The organism is Moraxella sp. CTOTU49097, assembly GCF_032064105.1.
Lineage (GTDB): Bacteria > Pseudomonadota > Gammaproteobacteria > Pseudomonadales > Moraxellaceae > Faucicola > Faucicola osloensis_B.
The window spans coordinates 1-18,576 of record NZ_DAMBOA010000028.1 but is presented as its reverse complement, the minus strand read 5'-3'; the positions used below and the strand labels follow the sequence as shown (position 1 = coordinate 18,576).

Below are 18,576 nucleotides of genomic sequence, written 5' to 3'. Positions count from 1 at the left end.
ATTAACCCAGTAACTCCGTTAAAAATACAGCGATGATACCAATCGGTGCGACAAATTTTACCACAATTTGCCAAATAGTCCATTTCATGCCATCGAGCCCCAATTCACGTTTTACCGATTCTTGGTCCATAAACCAGCCAATGAGGATAATGGTACCCAAACCAATCAAAGGCAGCATGATTTTACTGGACGTATAATCTAGCGCGTCAAAGATACCTTGTGGGATGTCTTTACCGTTTTTGTGGATAGTAAATACCGCAAAATCAGACAATTTATTAAATGACAATAACGCAAGTACACCCACTGCCCACGTTGCCACTGCCCCTACTAGCGTACAGATTTTACGGCTCATTGGGGTTTTTTCTTCCAAGAACTCGACAATGGGTTCAAGAATTGAAATCGACGACGTCAATGCCGCAAAGGTCAATAACAAGAAGAATAAAGTACCCACCACCACACCTAGGCTCATTTGACCAAAGGCGATTGGCAAGGTCACAAACACCAAACCGGGACCTGCCGCTGGATCCAGATGATTGCTAAATAAAATCGGGAAAATCGCAAGACCTGCCGCCAATGAGAAGATAATATCCCAGATAATCACCGTACGCGCGGTTGCCAATAAATCAACATCTTGTTTTAGGTATGAACCATAACTCACCATGATCGCCATACCCAGTGACAGACAGAAGAACGCATGTCCTAGCGCTGCCATCAGCACTTTACCCACGCCAACTTCCTGCATACGCTGCCAGTCAAACTTAAACAAAAACTCGGCGCCTTTGGCAAAATCCATATTAATCGCGTTATATCCCACGATAAATAATAGGATAAAAGCCAACGCAGGCATCATGATTTTTGATGCTTTCTCAATACCTGCTGATACACCGCCTGCCACAATTAGCGCCGTCAAGCCCATAAATGCTGTGTGCCACAACGTCATTTCGGTTGGATTTGCCAACATCGTCTCAAAAATTTTGCCAGTGGCATCGGCATTGAGACCACCAAATGCATTGATACCGGCTTTTAAGGTGTAATTAAGCGACCAGCCGCCAATCACACTATAAAATGACAAAATCATAAAAGCAGCTAAAATACCAAAGTAGCCAAGCAGACTCCAAGCCGGTGAGGTGTTATTGGCAACCGCCGCTTTGCGAAAACTTGCCGCTGGGTTACTTTGTCCACGGCGACCAATCAGCCATTCAGTGACCAACACTGGAAAACCAATAAGCGCGATACTGATGATAAACACGATAACAAATGCCGAGCCACCGCTATCGCCTGTCATGTAAGGAAACTTCCAAATACTACCGAGACCGACCGCAGAACCCACGGCAGCCATTAAAAACCCAATTTTTGAGCTCCACTGGGAATGAGACGACTTGTGATTAGTGCTCATAATCCCTCCCTAATCGAATGTAAATAAATGAAAAAATTGCAACGAGAATCTTGCAGTATGTAGATTTTTCATGAATCAATAGTTAATGTCAAACTTTCTTTTCACAAAACCCAACCAAAAGTTATACAAGCAAGTCATTATTTTTTTACAGTTATATAAAATATAATAAAATCAAATATTTATAATATTTATTTTTAAAATTCATTAAACGCAAATTATTTTTATACTAAATATTACTTTTTGGAATAAATAATTTTTTCACCTATTTGATGGCGAATTGCTGGCAAAACTTAATAGTTAATGTCAATGGTTTAAACTTGCACAATTGTGGGGATTTTGATAGCAATTTTTTGTCATTAAAGGTAAAATTTCATTCTTAAAAATTGCACGCCCAAACGTGCTGACCGTTCGCAGAATGATGACAAGGGACTTATTGATGACGCAGCCTTATAACGTGTTGTTCTTGTGCAAGCACAATGCTAGCCGTAGCCTAATGGCAGAAGCCATTTTGAATAAAATTGGTGGTGACCGTTTTGTAGCCTATAGTGCAGGCGTTGAGCCATCCCCTAGCGCGCATCCATTCACGCTTGAGGTATTAAAACAAGAAGGTTATGATGTGGCAAGCTTAGCGCCCAAATCCATCAATCAGTTTTTACAAGACAACGCGCCAAAGATTGATTTGGTGATTGGGCTGTGCAATTCTTTACAACAACATGCGGACATTGATGGCAAATTCCCACTGACTGCACATTGGCATATCAATGACACTGACAGTGTATCAGCCCATAGTGAGGTGGAAAAAGCCGCCTTTAGCCAAGTATTACGCCAACTCTCTCAGCGCATTCATTTGTTGACAAACTTGCCCGAAGATAAAATCGCGCATTTGGCACATCCACCAGCGGATACCTAACATCCCGATAAACGATTGACCACAAAAAAAGCCCAACTGTCCTGTGCTTTTCTTTTTTTATTTTTTTCTTTTCCTCTATATAGAGATGTGCCTCTATCAATCTATCTATAAATCAAATTTTTGCTGCATTAGCGCTTCAATCGCGTCCGTTGTTTTTGGCACATCACGAGTAAGAACCAACGGCTCACCTTCAGTAATGACCACATCATCCTCAATCCGAATGCCAATACCCCGATATTTCTTGGGTACCAATGCATTGTCATGGGCAAAATACAAGCCAGGTTCAACGGTAATCACCATGCCTTTTTCAAGCTTTCTGGGTTTACCGTCGTCGCCAGTATACCGCCCTGCATCATGCACATCTAAGCCGAGCCAATGCCCTGTGCCATGCATATAAAACGGTAAGTAGGCTTTATCAGCAATCAACTGATCGACGTCGCCTGTCAAAATCCCCAAATCAATTAAGCCTTGGGTCAGTACTTTGAGCGCAGTTTCATGATGGATTTTGCCATGTTCGCCTGCTTTTAGGCTGTTGATGGCGGCGATATTGGCATTTAGCACAATGTCATACACCTGTTTTTGCACGTCGCTAAACTTGCCACTCACAGGAAAAGTACGGCTAATATCGCCGGCATAATGTTGGTATTCGGCGCCCGCATCTATCATCACCAAGTCGCCATCGTGCAACGGTTGGTCGTTTTCGACATAGTGCAAAATATTGGCATTGTCCCCGCCAGCCACGATACTATTATAAGAAGGTACGCAGCCGTATTGGGCAAAAGCATAGTTAACTTCAGCTTCCAGTCTGCTTTCGTTCCCCTGATTTTTCTGCATCAAAGGTGCCACGCTTTGCATGGCGCGAATATGCCCGTAAGCACTGATTTGGGCGGCGACTTTCATGCGTGCAATTTCACACTCATCTTTTATCAGCCGCATTTCATTGATAAGGCTATCAATATTGGTGACGGTATCGACCACACCTTCGCCGCGCTGCAGTTGCTTGGCTTTATTAAGCCAGTCAATCAGCTCATTATTAAAGCGGGCAAACACGTGTTTTTTACCAAAAATCAAGGTGGGCATCACCTCATCAATTTTGCCAATGGCAATCGCTTTATCCGCGCCAAAATCTGCAGTTGCACCGTCAAGCCCCACCCGTTTACCATCCCAAATCTCACGTAGTTTGTCTTTTTCACGTAAAAATAACGTGTAGTTGACGGCATGGTCAGTTTTTTCCAAAACCATGACTGATTCTGGCTCGGTAAAGCCTGTCAGGTAGAAAAAACTGCTGTCGGCGCGGTATTTATACTCAGCATCGTTATTGCGGATATGCGCGGGTGCCGTTTGCAAAATCGCAATGCTATTGTTTGGCAAGGCGTCAGCAAGTTTGGCACGGCGTTTGGCAAATTGGCTTTGGGGAAGCTTGGGCAACAACTGTATGGTTAATTGATTTGACATGATATTTCCAGAAAATTTAATGGCTGTCACAGCATTGTTGAAGAATTTGCTGTAAGAAGCTTTCGCATTTTGCTAATTGGTTTAGACTGACAAACTCATTGGGTTTATGGGCATTGCCAATATCGCCAGGTCCGCAAATCACCGTCGGAATGCCTGCATTGGTAAACTGCCCGCCTTCAGTGGCATACGCTACTTTATGGCGCTGCTGTTCATCTACCAAATTTTCTATGAGCTGTTGCAAGGCTTGGCTATCTTTATCGGTCATGGCAGGGACATTTTCGTTGCGAGTTAGCTCAATGCCCGTGTCGCTGTCAATGGCGTGCATCTTAGGCTCAAGTGTTTTGATAAAGGCACGAATCGGCTCAATCACTTGGCTTTCATTCATGTGCGGCAAATTACGGTAATCAAAGGTGAATTCGCACAGGTTGGGCACGATATTGGTTGCTGTACCGCCGGTAATAGTGCCCACTGACAAGGTCGAAAATGGTACGTCAAACGCCATGTCTTGGTCGTTACGTTGTTGCAATTGTTCGGCTAGTTCATCAATAAAATTGATAATTTTACTAGCATAGCTGATGGCATTGACGCCTTGCGGGGTCAGCGATGAATGCACTGATTTGCCATGCACGCGGCAGCGATACACTTGGATGCCTTTATGCGCGGTGACCATTTTCATCATGGTCGGCTCACCGACGATACAGTAGTCGGGCTTAATCCCTTGCGCTTTTAAATCCGCGAGCAGTAATGGCGCACCCAAACAACCCACTTCTTCATCATACGACAGTGCTAGATGAATCGGTTTGTTGAGCATTCTATCGCGGCTTGCTTGCACCACAGTGGGCAACAGGGTTAAGGCGCAAGCAATAAAGCCTTTCATATCACAAGCCCCACGCCCGTATAGCTTATCTTCTATAATGGTCGCCACAAACGGATCGGTATCCCATGCCTGCCCATCAACGGGCACTACATCAGTATGCCCGGAAAACACAAAACCCCCTGTCAGGACGCTATCACCCTTACCCATCGCAGGTACAGTCACAAAGAGGTTGGCTTTGTTATTATCGGCATTAAAAGTCAAACGTGGCGACAACCCCAACTGTTCACAATAGCCCGCCACATACTCAATCAATTGCAAATTGGAGTAGCGACTGACAGTATTAAAACCAATCAGCTTTGTTAACCAGTCTAAGGCGTTGGATGGATAGCCCATAGTCGTTCCATTTTTCTCAAATTTTAAACCATTAAAACACCCTATCAGGGTAAATCTAGTCGAAATAGGGTGTTAACATCAATTCGGCTTTTTACCGGTCATGGCATCAATGACCATATGGGTAACAAAATCATCATTGGTATCTTTTTCTGCTTCCCAATCGAGTTCATCATCACGTAGCTGCTCAATAAAATCCAAATGCTCCTCATCAATCTCTTGGGCTTTACCCACAGGGCGATTCATGGCAAATCCTGCGATGAGCGGCAACTTGGCGACTGATTTACGCACCCGCCCTTGTGACACACTCACAGGAATCATGCGCACAAACTCAAGTAGCTCCATATATTCAACTTCGCCTTCAGCATTGTCTGTCCCTTGCAGCGCCTCATCATACGCATCAACCCGCAGCGCGCCGATTTTTGCCAAGTCATTAAATAGGTTATTTTCTTCCGGGCGTAGCGCACTATCGGTGACGCCAAAGCCTGTCAAAAAGCCATTTGCCCAGTTCTTAAGTGCCATCAAACGCTCATACAGTGGATGGTCGTCATCAGGCAGCAACGGCATAAACTGATAGCTATCGGCATCATCGGTTAACACCGCCACCATATCCTCGCCCTCTTCAGTCACTATCTCTAACGCTTTCGGCTCAAGCTCGGTAAAGCTCAGCTCAGTCAGTAGCAGTTGCCACTCTTGCTCGGTTGGCGCATCACACACACTAAGCACCCCTGAGAGTAGCCCATGTAACTCACTAATTGTGACGTCATGCCAATCCTCAAATGCTTGTGTCCAATCTTGCCAACCCGAAATATAATCATCCATCGCTTTACCCTTTTTTCACAAAAAATTATATCAACATTGAGATAATACTAGCCTTAATGCGGTCAACTATGGCATTATTAAAGTGGTAAAATAATATAAGTATCACTCAAATTTTAAGCCTTCACGCTATAGTTATACCAAAAAAGCCCTTTGCTATTCATGTCAATGAGCGCCCATCACGTCGCTCTTGATGATTTACTTGATTATTCACTCGATTATTCACTCGATTACTGGCTAGACATCATATCATGAGCACCCTAATTGACCAACTGACCCAGCTACAAACCGCATTGACTAAGCTTCGCGATAAATATCAATTCGCCAGTAGCGAGCTAACCCGTATTAAAGCACAGCCAACCATTACCGCCGACCAATTGCAAGCGGTACAAGCTGAGCTCGATGCCAGCAAAGAACTGCAGCAAAATTTGCAACAACAACTTGCCAGACAAGCCGAAGAGTATCAAGCACTTGAGCAGCGCTATCAGTCACTTGCCGAATCTCACAACATGCTAAGTACCGAATACGAACAAACCCAAAACCAATTACAGATTTTTACCGCACAAAATCAAAAACTGATTGAAAAAAATCGCGTTGCGGCAGAGCATACCAAGCTTGTGTTAGAGCGCTTGGCAAAAATTGACAGCGAAAACTAACCCGCCCCTATTTAAGCCAGCCTTAGTGATGTTTAAAACATTTGAATACGTTAGGAAAATCTTATGGCATCTGCCCAAAGCATTAAAAAAGTTGATATCCTGATCAATGGTCGTAGCTATACCATCAATTGCCCAGAATCTGAAGAGCCTGCGTTGCAGCGTGCGGCAAGCTATATTAACCAGTTTATGCAAGACGTACGCCGCCAAGCGCCTCAGCTACCACAAGAAGAATTATTGGTACTGTGCGCGTTGACGTTGTTTGAAAAATCGGAAAACTTACAGCGCTATCAAGAAAATGAAAGCCAAGCGCAAGACCTGGTGGGTAAAATGTTAGAAGACGTTGCGCGTTTTGCCTAACGTCTGTAGTGTAAAATAAAATTCGACTAATTTTGAGCGCGCTGGTAATGTTTGCCAGCATGAAAATCCGCTTGGTGTTCTTGATTACAAAAGAACTTATCCCCTTCTACAATCCCTCGCCACTCTGCTAACGTATGATGGCAAAAATCACACGCACGTGGCTCGGTACTCTCGCCTGGCTGCGGCTGTAAATAGCCTTGCGGTGGTCGTGGATACATCCATTTCATCCCAACCCAGCTAAGCCCCATAATCACCAAAACCACAAAAATTGCGGTAAACATCGCTTCACCTCATTGTCTAATGAACGAATCATCGTTGCCAATTAAGAATTATGACTGCCTGTTAATTAGCATTGTAAGGTTTGATTATACTGCAAAAAATCGCGCATTGATGGGTTATTCATGCTATGTTTAAGCTAATTTTACCAGTTGCAGCGTTTTTCGGTTGTAGCGTCTAAAGATTGCAATTGTAAACACATCATAAAGCGATATAATGTAGAATAATTTTATCTTGTAATGCCATCGCTGTTGCCACCAATAATTATAATAGCGGCATGATGCTTGCACACCGTTTTAGACGGCTATGACTAAAGGGACGAACCCATAACAAATTTTTACTGAAGGATTTTTCATGTCACACCTTGATTTAACCCCAGATGATAGCGTACCAACGCAGCTGCCGAGTGAGTCAATGACCACCGAAGCTACTACGCCAAACCATGCGCCCACGGCTGATACTAGCAATGCGCCAAGCCAACAAGCAAACCCACAGCCAGTTTCTCAAAAACCTGCTCAGCCAACTTCTCAATCAGTTTCTCAGTCAACTTCTCAGTCATCAAGCCAATCGACTAGCCAAGCAGATTCTATGGTGGGGCTAAAAATTGCGGTGGCACAGCAGCAATTTATTGTCGGCGATGTCATCAACAATGCCAAAAAAATGGTAGAGCTGGCTAAAGACGCCCGTGACAAGGGGGCTAATATCATTGTCTTCCCTGAGTTATCACTGCTGGGTTATCCGCCTGAAGATTTGTTACTACGTCCAAGTCTTGCCTCACGTGTGAAACTTGCTTTTGAATTGCTCTACACAGTCAAAGACATCGTCATGCTAGTGGGTTATCCGCACATTGACCCCAATGGCACGTTTAACTCAGTGGCTATCATCCACAATGGTCAGCAAAAAGGCTTTTATCACAAACAATGCTTGCCAAACTATGGCGTGTTTGATGAACGCCGCTATTTTAATACCGGTCACAACCAAGTGTTGTTTGACTATCAAGGGCTGACCATCGGGCTACTTATCTGTGAAGATTTATGGCAAGATGCACCCATTCGCGCACTGAAAGAAAAAGGTGCAGAAATCATCATCAGCCTCAATGCCTCACCCTTTGAGCAAAACAAGCAAGAACAACGTAAGGCTTTATTAAAAAGTCGTGCGACTGAATACAATATCCCGATTGTGTATGCCAATAGCGTGGGCGGTCAAGATGACTTGGTGTTTGATGGCGGCTCGATGGTCGTCAACGCTCAAGGTAAAATCGTCCAAGAAGCGCCAAGATTTTTGCAGCATACCCTGTATGTGGTTGCTCGTCACGATGCCCAAAGCGGTCAAGTGATATTATCAGAACAGCGTAAATCACCGCTTGCATTGAGCCAAATCGCTGAAACTTATCAAGCGCTGGTTGTCGGCTTGCGTGATTATGTCAATCATTCTGGCTTTAAAGGCGTATTGGTTGGGTTGTCAGGCGGGATAGACTCGGCGCTCACGCTATGTATCGCGGTTGATGCCTTAGGTGCTGATAAAGTCTATGCGGTCATGATGCCCTATGAGTACACCTCGCAAATCAGCCTACAAGACGCACAAGCACAGGCACACCGACTCAACGTGTCTTATACTGTGTGCCCGATTCATGCCGCGGTTGAAGGCATGCGTCATACGCTGGAGCCGATGTTTAGCAATACCACCGCCGACACCACGGAAGAAAATATCCAAGCCCGTGCGCGTGGCATGATTCTGATGGCATTGTCCAACAAATTTGGTCATCTGGTCATCACCACTGGCAACAAATCAGAGATGGCCGTGGGCTATGCGACATTGTATGGGGATATGGCAGGCGGATTTGATGTCTTAAAAGATGTGTATAAAACCCAAGTGTATGCCCTCGCCAACTATCGCAACCGACTAGAAGAAACGCCGGTGATTCCTGAGCGTGTGATTACGCGTCCGCCTTCTGCTGAGCTTCGCCCTGACCAAAAAGACCAAGACAGTCTGCCTGATTATGATACCCTCGATAAAATGCTGGAGCTGTATATCGATCGCGACTTTGGGTATGATGCGATTGTAGAAGCCGGTTATGATAAAGATGTGGTGAAAAAAGTACTCAGTATGGTAGACCGCAATGAGTACAAACGTCGTCAAGCGGCGATTGGCACCAAGATTACTCACCGTGCCTTTGGGCGTGAGCGTCGCTACCCACTCGTCAACCACTGGTCGCTAGAGTTTCCAAAAATCTAATTTCCAAAGCTCTAAGACGGGAAAACATAAAAAGACTGCGATTTGGCAGTCTTTTTTTCATCTGTCGCAAAGCATTTATCACAAAGCATATATCGTAAAGCATATATCGTAAAGCTTGCACGACAGTTAGGTCATTGTCACATCCAAATGCAAGCTTTCTTTAATCTCTTCCATCACAATCAAACTGTGGGTTTCCACCGCCGCTGGCAATTGTTTTAAGATATTGCCCAGTAACTTACGGTAAGAACTCATCTCTTTCAGCCGCGCTTTGACCAAAAAATCAAACTCACCCGAAATCAAATGACATTCCAGTATCTCGGGAATTTCTGAAAGTTTTTTGCTCACTTGTTCAAAGACATCGCCCGACTTGGTAGATAGCTTTATCTCCAAAAACACCAACAAGCTTTTATTGACCAAATTTGGATTTAACCGCGCATGATAACCTGTGATAATACCTTCACGCTCCAAGCGCTTAACCCTGTCTGAGCAAGGCGTGGTTGATAGGTTAACTCTGGCGGCCAATTCGCTGATAGAAATTCTGGCTTGTTGTTGCAAGATTTCAAGGATTAAACGGTCGGTACGGTCTAAAGTACGCATAGCAAAATGAAAACCCTGTTTTTTGATGATTGACATGAGAAAACCGATAATATCCGCAAAATTCTAGCATAAAAACAGCAAAATTCACTGCAAAACTTTACTTATACTAGCAAAATTAACTGATAATTAAGCAGATATTTGGGGGTGAGTATGCGCGTATTGGTACTGGGTAGTGGCGTGATTGGGGTGACAAGTGCCTATTATTTAGCCAGGCAAGGCGTAGAAGTCACGGTGATTGACCGCCAAGCGGGTGCCGCACAAGAAACCAGTTTTGGCAACGCTGGGCAAATCTCCCCTGGCTACTCTACCCCTTGGGCAGCGCCTGGTATTCCATTGAAGGCGGTTAAATGGCTATTCCAACAACACGCCCCTTTAGCCATCAAATTAGATGGTAGTCTGTGGCAGTTACAATGGATGCTACAAATGCTCAAAAACTGTAATGCCAAGCGCTATGCCATCAACAAAGAGCGTATGGTACGAGTGGCAGAATACAGCCGCGACTGTCTGCAGCAGTTGCGTCAAGACACCGGCATTAGCTACCAAAACCGCTCACAAGGTACTTTACAGGTTTTTCGTAAACCCGCCCAAATAGAGGCTGTACAGCAAGATATTAAGGTGCTGCAAGATTCAGGCGTGCCTTTTAAGCTGATTGACAACAGCAAGGCGTTGGCTGAGATTGAGCCCGCGTTGGCAAATGCCACGGATAAGCTGGTTGGTGGATTGCATTTGCCGCATGATGAAACAGGCGATTGCTTTTTGTTTTGCCAAGCATTAGCGCAGCAAGCCAAAGCGCTGGGGGTAAAATTTTTATACAATCAAACCATTGAAAAGCTAGTAGTCGACGCTGGGGCGATTAAAGGGGTGATGGTAAATGGTGAGTTATTAACGGCAGACCAATATGTATTGGCGTTGGGCAGTTATTCGCGGGCGCTTTTGCAACCGTTACAGCTTAATCTGCCTGTATACCCTGTCAAAGGCTATTCACTGACTGTGCCGATTATTAATGCTGATTTAGCGCCCCAATCAACGGTGCTTGATGAAACCTATAAAATCGCCATTACTCGCTTTGACAACCGCATTCGCGTGGGCGGTATGGCAGAATTAAGTGGTTTTGATGTAACGCTAAACCCGCAGCGCCGTGCCACACTCGAAATGGTCACGCAGGACTTATTTGCGGGTGGTGATTTGCCAAACGCAAGTTTTTGGACAGGGCTACGTCCGATGACCCCAGATAGTACCCCTATCATTGGCGCGACTCGGTATCGCAATTTATTTTTGAACACAGGACATGGCACATTGGGTTGGACAATGGCGTGTGGCTCTGGCAAATTAATCAGCGATTTGGTGCTCGGCAAAACGCCTGACATTCGCATTGATGGCTTATCATTACAGCGTTATTCCTAATATCTACTTGCTATTAAAAGTACCTGTAAATAGTATTTGTAAAGACTATGCATCAATAACATTTATCCGTTCACAAGGAAAACACCATGACCGCACAAATTCAACGATTTGATAGCAATGACTATCTAAGTGAAATTACCATTTTTAACCAAGTAGTGTATCTCGCAGGACAAGTGCCAAATACTGATACTGCCGATATCCACACACAAACCAAAGAAGTGCTAGACAATATCGACGCCATGCTCGCCAAAGCCAATAGCGACAAATCACGTCTACTAACCGCTCAGATTTTTATCAAGGATTTGGCGGATTTTGCGGTGGTGAATAGCATGTGGAGCGATTGGTTAGCCGATTGTCCAAAGCCTACCCGTGCCACAGTCAAAGCTGAGTTGGTTAATCCTTTGTGGAAATTAGAAATTGTCGTAGTCGCAGTGCAAAATACCATAGACTAAATGAACCCATCGCCGCTCAAAAGGTTAAATAAAAAAGGTGCATGAATCACACCTTTTTTATTTGTCTAACCTCTACATTAATAGCTCACGTTTACCACTTTTGGTCATGCCACTTACCAAGCCCGCCTCTTCCATGGCATCAACGATACGTGCTGCACGGTTATAGCCGATGCTAAATTTGCGCTGAATACTTGATGCAGAGACCTTACGGGTTTCAAGCAAAAACGCCACTACATCATCATACAGTGGGTCTTCTTCGCCATTGCTAGACCCACTAGCATCGCCACCACTTGGCGCTGAGCTTAGCTCAAAGTTATCGAACATATTATCAATATAGTTAGGTGCGCCACGCTCGCGCCATGCATCACACACACGGTTGACTTCCGCATCGCTGATAAAAGCACCATGTACACGGTTAGGCTCGATTTGACCAGGTCCTAAAAACAGCATATCCCCATGCCCAAGCATATCCTCTGCGCCACCGGCATCCAAAATGGTACGCGAGTCGACTTTTGAGTTGACGCGAAGTGCGGCACGGACGGGAATATTGGCTTTAATCAAGCCAGTAATCACATCCACTGAAGGGCGCTGGGTCGCCAAAATCAAATGAATCCCTGCGGCACGCGATTTTTGCGCCAAACGGGTAATCAACTCCTCCGCTTGTTTGCCCACCTGCATAATCATGTCGGCAAACTCATCCGCCACAATCACAATTTGTGGCAACGGTTTTAACTTTGGCGCTCTATCTTGGCTGACACTGTCATTGGGTCGCCACAGTGGATCTAGTAACGGCTCACCATTTTGTTCAGCTGCTATGACTTTTTTGTTGAATTCATCAAGCTTACGCACTTTGAATAATGACATCAGCTGATAACGACGTTCCATCTCCGCCACACTCCACGCCAAAGCACTGGCTGCTTCGGTCATATCGGTGACTACGGGGGTGAGCAGATGCGGAATATCGCCATAGTTGGCAAGCTCGAGCTGTTTGGGGTCAATCAAAATCAATCGCAGTTGTTCTGGTGTGTATTTGAGCAGCATTGACAATAACAGCGAATTCACCAACACTGATTTACCCGAACCTGTGGTACCTGCGACTAGCATGTGTGGCGCTTTCGCCAAATCCGCAATAATCGGTCTACCTGCAATATCTTTGCCCATTGCCATACTGATTAAGCCATCGGGGTCTTGATAAGCTTCTGTTTTCAGCAGTTCGATGAGTCGTACCATTTGGCGCTGCGGATTGGGCACTTCGATACCGATATAAGGTTTACCTGGAATCACTTCCACCACACGCACCGATGCCATAGATAGCGACCGAGCCAAGTCTTTGGCAATGCCCGTCACCTTGCTTGCTTTAAGCCCTGGCGCCAGCGAGACTTCAAAGCGCGTCACCACTGGACCCATTTGCGCATTAACCACTTCTGCTTTGATATTAAATTCTTGTAGCTTGATTTCTAACAGCGCTGATAGCTGCTGCAACTGTTCGCGGCTGTAGCTTGGCTTGCGATCGGGGTCGGGCAAATCAAGCAGCGATAATTCCGGTAATGGGCTTAAATTGGCACGATAAGCTGCGGTTTGCATGGCACGCGATTTCTGACTAAATAGGCTATCGTCATTGATATCAAGCGGCTGATTGACCTGAGGCGCTGCGGGCTGTTCGATTTGGTCGAGTAGCTCAGACTCCACTGACCGACTATGGGTCGGTATTGAAGACGTTATCTGATTATCATCAATCTCGGGGGCAGCAATATCGTTGCCAGGAATCTGGGTGACGGCTTGCGCTGGGACTTGTCGCATACCCAATAACGATGCGACTGACAGGGATGGTGTTTCAATACCTTCTACACCTTCTGCTTCAATACTTTCTGCTCCAACGCCCTCTGTTTTAATGCCCTCGAATGGTGGCTCTAGCACAGGAGTTTGTGATATTTCATATCCCGCATCTACGCTATCCGCTAAATGATCCAAATCTGACGAATCACTAGTCTCGTCCTGTTCAGCCATCTCTGCACCCGCTATAGGCTTAGAAATTTGTCTATCTGCTAGCTCCCCTGTGCCTGCGGCAAACATCATAGATGCGTCATCCATAGTTGGCGTAGCTTGCGATACGTCTACACTATCTACACTTGGCTGCTTTGTCTGAGTTGGCTCAGTGAGTTGCGAGGCTACCTGTACTGAATGGGGTCTGTTCAAGGTAGGCATTTTAAACGGTTTTTTAATGATTTCACTTTGCAGTTTTTCATCGAGTTTTTTGGTCAGCTTGGTATTTGCCACATAGGTTGAGCTGACGGGTTTAAATGGATTGGTGGCATCGTTTTCTTCGAGCCATTCATAATCTTTGATTTCACTAAAGCCCGTTTCATCCAAAAACGCATCGAGTGGACTACCGACAAAATCCTCATTATCCGCTAGATGATTACTGTCATCAGCCGCTTGCTCTGCGTCATGGGTGGCTAATGGCAAAGGCAGTTGCGCGGTGTCGTTTGGTTTTGCTTGGCTTGCTTCTTGAGCAGTCGCTTTGAATTCAGTATTGGTTTCTTCTTCATCTGCGGCTTCAGCGTGTAGGCGGCTGCGAATGGCTTGACCTGATAAAATCTCATGCCAATGTAAATCAAAGGTAAACGTCACGGTGATGGCAATAAATACCAATAAAAACAACAAAGTCCCCCAGTAGGTTAATAAACTACTAAGCCCGTTGCCGACGATTTGCCCGATCATGCCTTGCGCCAACCAGCCAAACGATAACACCCCTGTCAGCCCTGCGGTAGCAATGATTAAAAAGATATAACCCAAAAAACGTAACAAGCCATTAGGCTCTACATCATGGCGCCATACATTCCAAGCTTCATAACAGGCAATGACAATGAGCCACCAGCTTGCCGCGCCCAAAAACGCATACAAAATATCAGCCAGCCAAGCACCACCCGTGCCTGCCAAATTACTGACTTCATTTGCCGCACTACTGATATGCGACCAACTAGGATCATTGGCAGAATAACTGATGAGGGACATGACTAACAATAATGCCACGATTAGCCAGATAATCGTAAGCACACTTTGACGAATATAATAAGACAACGCAATTTACCTTTGAATTTGAACCCGCTTTGGGTAAGCCGTAAGCCAACGCTTTGTTCAGCCATGACTGACTGATAGTGATTGTGAAAAAACAATGATTTTGGGAAAACGTTGACTAAAATCACCCTTTTAATCGACTATCATATCAAATCTCAGTGGTGCGTTGCTGAGCTTTTTTTGCGAAAAATTACTTTGTTAAATCAGTCAATTCAAGCGCTATGATAAATGCGGTTTGTGCCAACAAAGCCGGATAGTAGGGTATTTTTTGATAACAAGCTTACGCCATTTTTGAGCGTTGCTTGAGCTTTGATTGCGCGATGAATCTGTTATAAAAATAACATTTACTTGCTATTTTCGATGTTAGCCCCTATCTTACTTATGAATCAAAAATTAGCCTATTTTATTATTTAGTTTATTATTCAGCGATTGTTAGGAAAGACGTATGTCAGAAATTATCCATCACCAGCTTATTATTTTGGGTTCAGGTCCAGCGGGTTATTCTGCCGCCGTGTATGCAGCGCGCGCCAATTTAAAACCGGTCATTATCACAGGTATGCAGACTGGCGGGCAGTTGACTACCACCACTGAAGTTGATAACTGGCCTGGCGATCCACAAGGCTTGACGGGACCTGACTTGATGGTACGCATGCAAGCCCATGCCGAGCGTTTTGGCACCCAATTGGTGTATGACCATATCCACCAAGTGAACCTAAGTCAGCGACCCTTTACCTTAGTGGGTAATAGCGCCACTTACACGTGTGATGCGCTCATTGTAGCGACAGGGGCATCAGCCCAATACTTGGGTCTCGCCTCTGAACAAAAATTTATGGGGCTTGGCGTCTCTGCCTGTGCGACCTGTGATGGGTTCTTCTATCGCGGCAAACCTGTGGTAGTGATTGGCGGTGGCAACACAGCGGTTGAAGAAGCCTTGTATCTATCAAATATCGCAAGCCACGTCACCCTAGTGCATCGACGTGATAAATTAAAATCAGAAAAAATTCTGCAAGACCAACTATTTGAAAAACAAAAAAATGGCAATGTGACCATCGAATGGAACAGCCAAGTCAAAGAAGTGGTGGGTGATGACGCAGGCGTGACAGGTGTGGTGATTGAAAATCTCCAAGACCAGTCTACCAAAACCATCAACGCCCCTGGTATGTTCGTGGCGATTGGGCACAAACCCAACACCGATATTTTCCAAGATCAGCTTGAAATGAATAATGGTTATATCGTGGTCAAAAGCGGTCTAGATGGCAATGCCACAGCGACAAGTGTCGAAGGCGTGTTTGCCTGTGGGGATGTGGCAGATCATATTTATCGCCAAGCGATTACCTCGGCAGGCACGGGTTGTATGGCGGCGTTGGATGCAGAAAAATATTTAGATATCGTCAATCTAGCGAATGCCGATACCACGGTATCAGCCAACACCTCTGCTATTTAGCTAATGCCTTGAACGATGCCATTGCCAAATTACCACCCATTACAACGCCCTTTCGGTTGCCGTTATCAATTTCCCGACCCGATGGCGGCAGACCCTGACGGTGAAGGGTTGATTGCGCTGGGGGGTGATTTGGCAGCTGACACCTTAGTGTGTGCTTATCGCCAAGGCATGTTTCCTTGGTTTAATGAAGGCGAGCCCATCGCTTGGTGGTCGCCTGACCCGCGCTGTATTATTTATCCTAGCGATTTTCACGCCAGTAAAACCCTAAAAAGGCGTATCAAAAATGCAGGTTGGACGTTTTCCCTCAATCTTGCCTTTACTGAGGTCATTGCCGCCTGTGCCGATACCCGTGCCTATGCCCAAGCTTCTGCATCAGCCACTTGGATCAGTCCCGCTATGATTGAAGCGTATACGGCGCTCCATGCCGAGCAAGTCGCTTACAGTGTCGAGATTTGGGATGATGATGAGTTGATTGGTGGTCTGTATGGGCTAAAGCTAGGACAAGCTTTTTTTGGTGAAAGTATGTTTCACCGAGTGACAGATGCGTCTAAAGCGGCTTTTTTTGTGTTAATGCAGCTGTGTGCACATTCCCAATTTGCTTGGGTGGATTGTCAGTTGCCTAACCCACATTTGCTGCGTTTAGGTGCATCCATCGTACCTAGAGCGGAATTTTTAGATAAGCTTGCGCAACAATTAGCGCTACCGAGTATTGATTGGTCATCGATTTGCGGTCAAAAATTGCCACTCAATCAACTGTTAAATGAGGATTTGATGACTTATTATCTACCTCCATCTGCTCAAATCTAGGTAAGTTAAGGGTATTTAAAAGCACTAATGACGTTAAAACCACCCCATCCTTCTACTAGTCTGGCATTGACCAGCCAATTGACGCCGCTGCATCAATGTAGTTATTTGCCCGACCGTGCAGCACGTTTAGAACTGATTGAATTAGCAAAGGATGAACGTTTAGATACGCCTATTTTTTCTCAGTTTTCACGGCTCGGGTATCGGCGTAGTGGACAACATCTATATCGCCCTGTATGCTTTCATTGTCAACGCTGTATATCTACACGTTTAGTAGTTAACGAGTTTGAACCCAATCGTACCCAGCGCAAACTGTGGCAAAAATCGCACGAGATGGATGTGGTAATTACGGCTTGTGATGACGCAGATGAATCACATTTTATGCTATATGCTCGCTATATCTGCGCTCGCCATAGTGATGGCGATATGTATCCACCCAATTTACAAGGGTTTAAACAGTTTCTACAATATAGCTTTACCCAGTCATTTTTTATGGAGTTTTGGCTTCACGATGAATTAGTCATGGTGGCAGTTTGCGACCAATTAGATGACGGCATATCCGCGGTCTATACTTTCTATGATCCCGATGCAACCATAAATAGTTTAGGCACCCTTGCGATACTTACCCAAATTGATTATGTTAAACGTCTTGGATTACCTTATTTATATTTAGGTTTTTGGGTACCAAATTCGGATAAGATGGCCTATAAATCGCGTTTTTATCCCACTGAATTATTAATCAATCAACAGTGGCATCGCTTCGATGAGGCTGTCACAGCCGCGCAAGTTGAGCCGCTGCTTCAACAAGCGATAAAAGCGCATTACCTAAACATGTGGAATACTACTTAGCATTTAATGTAGCATTGAATTTGCGCTGCATAATTAACGCATGGGTTTTGGTCATGTCATGATTATCGTAGTAATTTTTGCGAACGGCAATCTGTTCAAACCCATGTTTTTGATAAAATGTAATGGCTGCATAATTATCTTCTCTTACCTCTAATAGCACCCGCTCGGCACCCGTTGCTTGGCACATTTGCGCCATAGCCGTTAGCAATTGGCTTGCAATACCTTGCTTTTGATAATCAAGACAAGTTCCAATTTTTAAAATCTCTGCATCTTCAAATATGTGGCTATAAAAACAATAGCCGACCAATCGCTGATTCAGCTCGTCTGTCGCATAAATTATATGGTTAAATGGCTGCGCGAGCAGTGAATTGATTTGCGCGGCCGACCAAGCATCGTGGACAAACAGCTCGGATTCAATTTGTGCCAGCTGCGCTAGTATATGGTCTGAAGCATTATCTTGTGTACTCGTTTTATCTAACTTATATATCTGTATTGCAATCATAATTTATTTCCATAAAAAAAGAGCCACCGAAGTGACTCTTTTGTATGCTTATTAACGATTAGTCGTTAACTTTAGCAACGACACCCGCACCTACAGTACGGCCACCTTCACGGATTGCAAAGCGTAAGCCTTGGT

At 45.0% G+C, this 18,576-nt stretch carries 18 protein-coding genes; 9 read left to right on the top strand and 9 right to left on the bottom strand.

Going from position 1 to position 18,576, the window contains the following annotated elements:
* Window position 1: 1 nt before the first annotated feature.
* A complete protein-coding gene (locus tag RT064_RS10295) occupies window positions 2-1,396 on the bottom strand; it encodes a sodium-dependent transporter (protein WP_313063213.1) in 1,395 nt (464 codons plus the stop codon).
* 436 nt (window positions 1,397-1,832) lie between these two features.
* On the opposite strand from RT064_RS10295, the gene RT064_RS10290 reads away from it, so the two are divergent.
* Complete coding sequence (locus RT064_RS10290; protein WP_313063212.1) at window positions 1,833-2,306, top strand: arsenate reductase ArsC; 474 nt, start codon at window positions 1,833-1,835, stop codon at window positions 2,304-2,306.
* A gap of 105 nt (window positions 2,307-2,411) precedes the next feature.
* On the opposite strand, the gene RT064_RS10285 is transcribed toward RT064_RS10290, so the two are convergent.
* The 3 genes from RT064_RS10285 to RT064_RS10275 form a co-directional block, all read right to left on the bottom strand.
* Window positions 2,412-3,761, bottom strand: a complete 1,350-nt coding sequence (locus RT064_RS10285; protein ID WP_313063210.1) for an aminopeptidase P N-terminal domain-containing protein — start codon at window positions 3,759-3,761, stop codon at window positions 2,412-2,414.
* Window positions 3,762-3,777: 16 nt separating this feature from the next.
* Window positions 3,778-4,971: an acetylornithine deacetylase gene (argE, locus tag RT064_RS10280; protein ID WP_313063209.1), complete on the bottom strand. Its 1,194-nt coding sequence runs from the start codon at window positions 4,969-4,971 to the stop codon at window positions 3,778-3,780.
* Window positions 4,972-5,049: 78 nt separating this feature from the next.
* Window positions 5,050-5,790: a UPF0149 family protein gene (locus RT064_RS10275; protein ID WP_313063208.1), complete on the bottom strand. Its 741-nt coding sequence runs from the start codon at window positions 5,788-5,790 to the stop codon at window positions 5,050-5,052.
* Window positions 5,791-6,038: 248 nt separating this feature from the next.
* Here RT064_RS10275 and RT064_RS10270 point away from each other — a divergent pair, with 248 nt between their 5' ends.
* Entirely contained in the window at window positions 6,039-6,443 is a 405-nt protein-coding gene (locus RT064_RS10270; protein ID WP_248148354.1) for a hypothetical protein, read from the top strand.
* A 63-nt stretch (window positions 6,444-6,506) separates the two neighbouring features.
* Window positions 6,507-6,800 (top strand): cell division protein ZapA, encoded by a 294-nt coding sequence (locus RT064_RS10265; RefSeq protein WP_099833526.1) that lies wholly within the window; start codon window positions 6,507-6,509, stop codon window positions 6,798-6,800.
* Between the two features lie 26 nt (window positions 6,801-6,826).
* Here the strand turns inward: RT064_RS10265 and RT064_RS10260 are convergent, their stop codons facing one another.
* On the bottom strand, window positions 6,827-7,081 hold the full coding sequence (locus tag RT064_RS10260) for a hypothetical protein (protein WP_096488525.1): 255 nt from the start codon (window positions 7,079-7,081) through the stop codon (window positions 6,827-6,829).
* Between the two features lie 583 nt (window positions 7,082-7,664).
* Here RT064_RS10260 and RT064_RS10255 point away from each other — a divergent pair.
* Window positions 7,665-9,311: an NAD+ synthase gene (locus RT064_RS10255; RefSeq protein ID WP_313063215.1), complete on the top strand. Its 1,647-nt coding sequence runs from the start codon at window positions 7,665-7,667 to the stop codon at window positions 9,309-9,311.
* 126 nt (window positions 9,312-9,437) lie between these two features.
* On the opposite strand, the gene RT064_RS10250 is transcribed toward RT064_RS10255, so the two are convergent.
* A complete protein-coding gene (locus RT064_RS10250; RefSeq protein ID WP_060996073.1) occupies window positions 9,438-9,908 on the bottom strand; it encodes a winged helix-turn-helix transcriptional regulator in 471 nt (156 codons plus the stop codon).
* A gap of 150 nt (window positions 9,909-10,058) precedes the next feature.
* On the opposite strand from RT064_RS10250, the gene RT064_RS10245 reads away from it, so the two are divergent.
* On the top strand, window positions 10,059-11,312 hold the full coding sequence (locus tag RT064_RS10245; RefSeq protein ID WP_313063205.1) for a D-amino acid dehydrogenase: 1,254 nt from the start codon (window positions 10,059-10,061) through the stop codon (window positions 11,310-11,312).
* A gap of 86 nt (window positions 11,313-11,398) precedes the next feature.
* Window positions 11,399-11,764, top strand: a complete 366-nt coding sequence (locus RT064_RS10240; protein ID WP_204156498.1) for a RidA family protein — start codon at window positions 11,399-11,401, stop codon at window positions 11,762-11,764.
* A 72-nt stretch (window positions 11,765-11,836) separates the two neighbouring features.
* Here RT064_RS10240 and RT064_RS10235 read toward each other — a convergent pair whose 3' ends face one another.
* Window positions 11,837-14,845 carry a DNA translocase FtsK gene (locus tag RT064_RS10235; protein WP_313063203.1) on the bottom strand — a complete coding sequence of 1,003 codons (3,009 nt, stop codon included), beginning with the start codon at window positions 14,843-14,845 and terminating at the stop codon, window positions 11,837-11,839.
* Between the two features lie 442 nt (window positions 14,846-15,287).
* Between RT064_RS10235 and trxB the strand changes: the two genes are divergently transcribed.
* From trxB to RT064_RS10220, 3 genes are read left to right on the top strand one after another with little or no spacing between them, the layout of a single operon-like run.
* Entirely contained in the window at window positions 15,288-16,286 is a 999-nt protein-coding gene (gene trxB, locus RT064_RS10230; protein WP_313063202.1) for a thioredoxin-disulfide reductase, read from the top strand.
* A gap of 15 nt (window positions 16,287-16,301) precedes the next feature.
* Window positions 16,302-17,093: a leucyl/phenylalanyl-tRNA--protein transferase gene (aat, locus tag RT064_RS10225; RefSeq protein ID WP_313063201.1), complete on the top strand. Its 792-nt coding sequence runs from the start codon at window positions 16,302-16,304 to the stop codon at window positions 17,091-17,093.
* A 27-nt stretch (window positions 17,094-17,120) separates the two neighbouring features.
* Window positions 17,121-17,939 (top strand): arginyltransferase, encoded by an 819-nt coding sequence (locus RT064_RS10220; RefSeq protein WP_313063200.1) that lies wholly within the window; start codon window positions 17,121-17,123, stop codon window positions 17,937-17,939.
* On the opposite strand, the gene rimI is transcribed toward RT064_RS10220, so the two are convergent.
* Both rimI and RT064_RS10210 read right to left on the bottom strand, forming a co-directional pair.
* Window positions 17,932-18,441, bottom strand: coding sequence for a ribosomal protein S18-alanine N-acetyltransferase (gene rimI / locus RT064_RS10215; RefSeq protein ID WP_313063198.1), 510 nt, complete (start codon window positions 18,439-18,441; stop codon window positions 17,932-17,934). The genes RT064_RS10220 and rimI overlap by 8 nt on opposite strands.
* Window positions 18,442-18,499: 58 nt before the next feature.
* On the bottom strand, window positions 18,500-18,576 hold a 77-nt coding region (locus tag RT064_RS10210; protein WP_472796508.1), incomplete at its 5' end, for an EF-Tu C-terminal domain-related protein.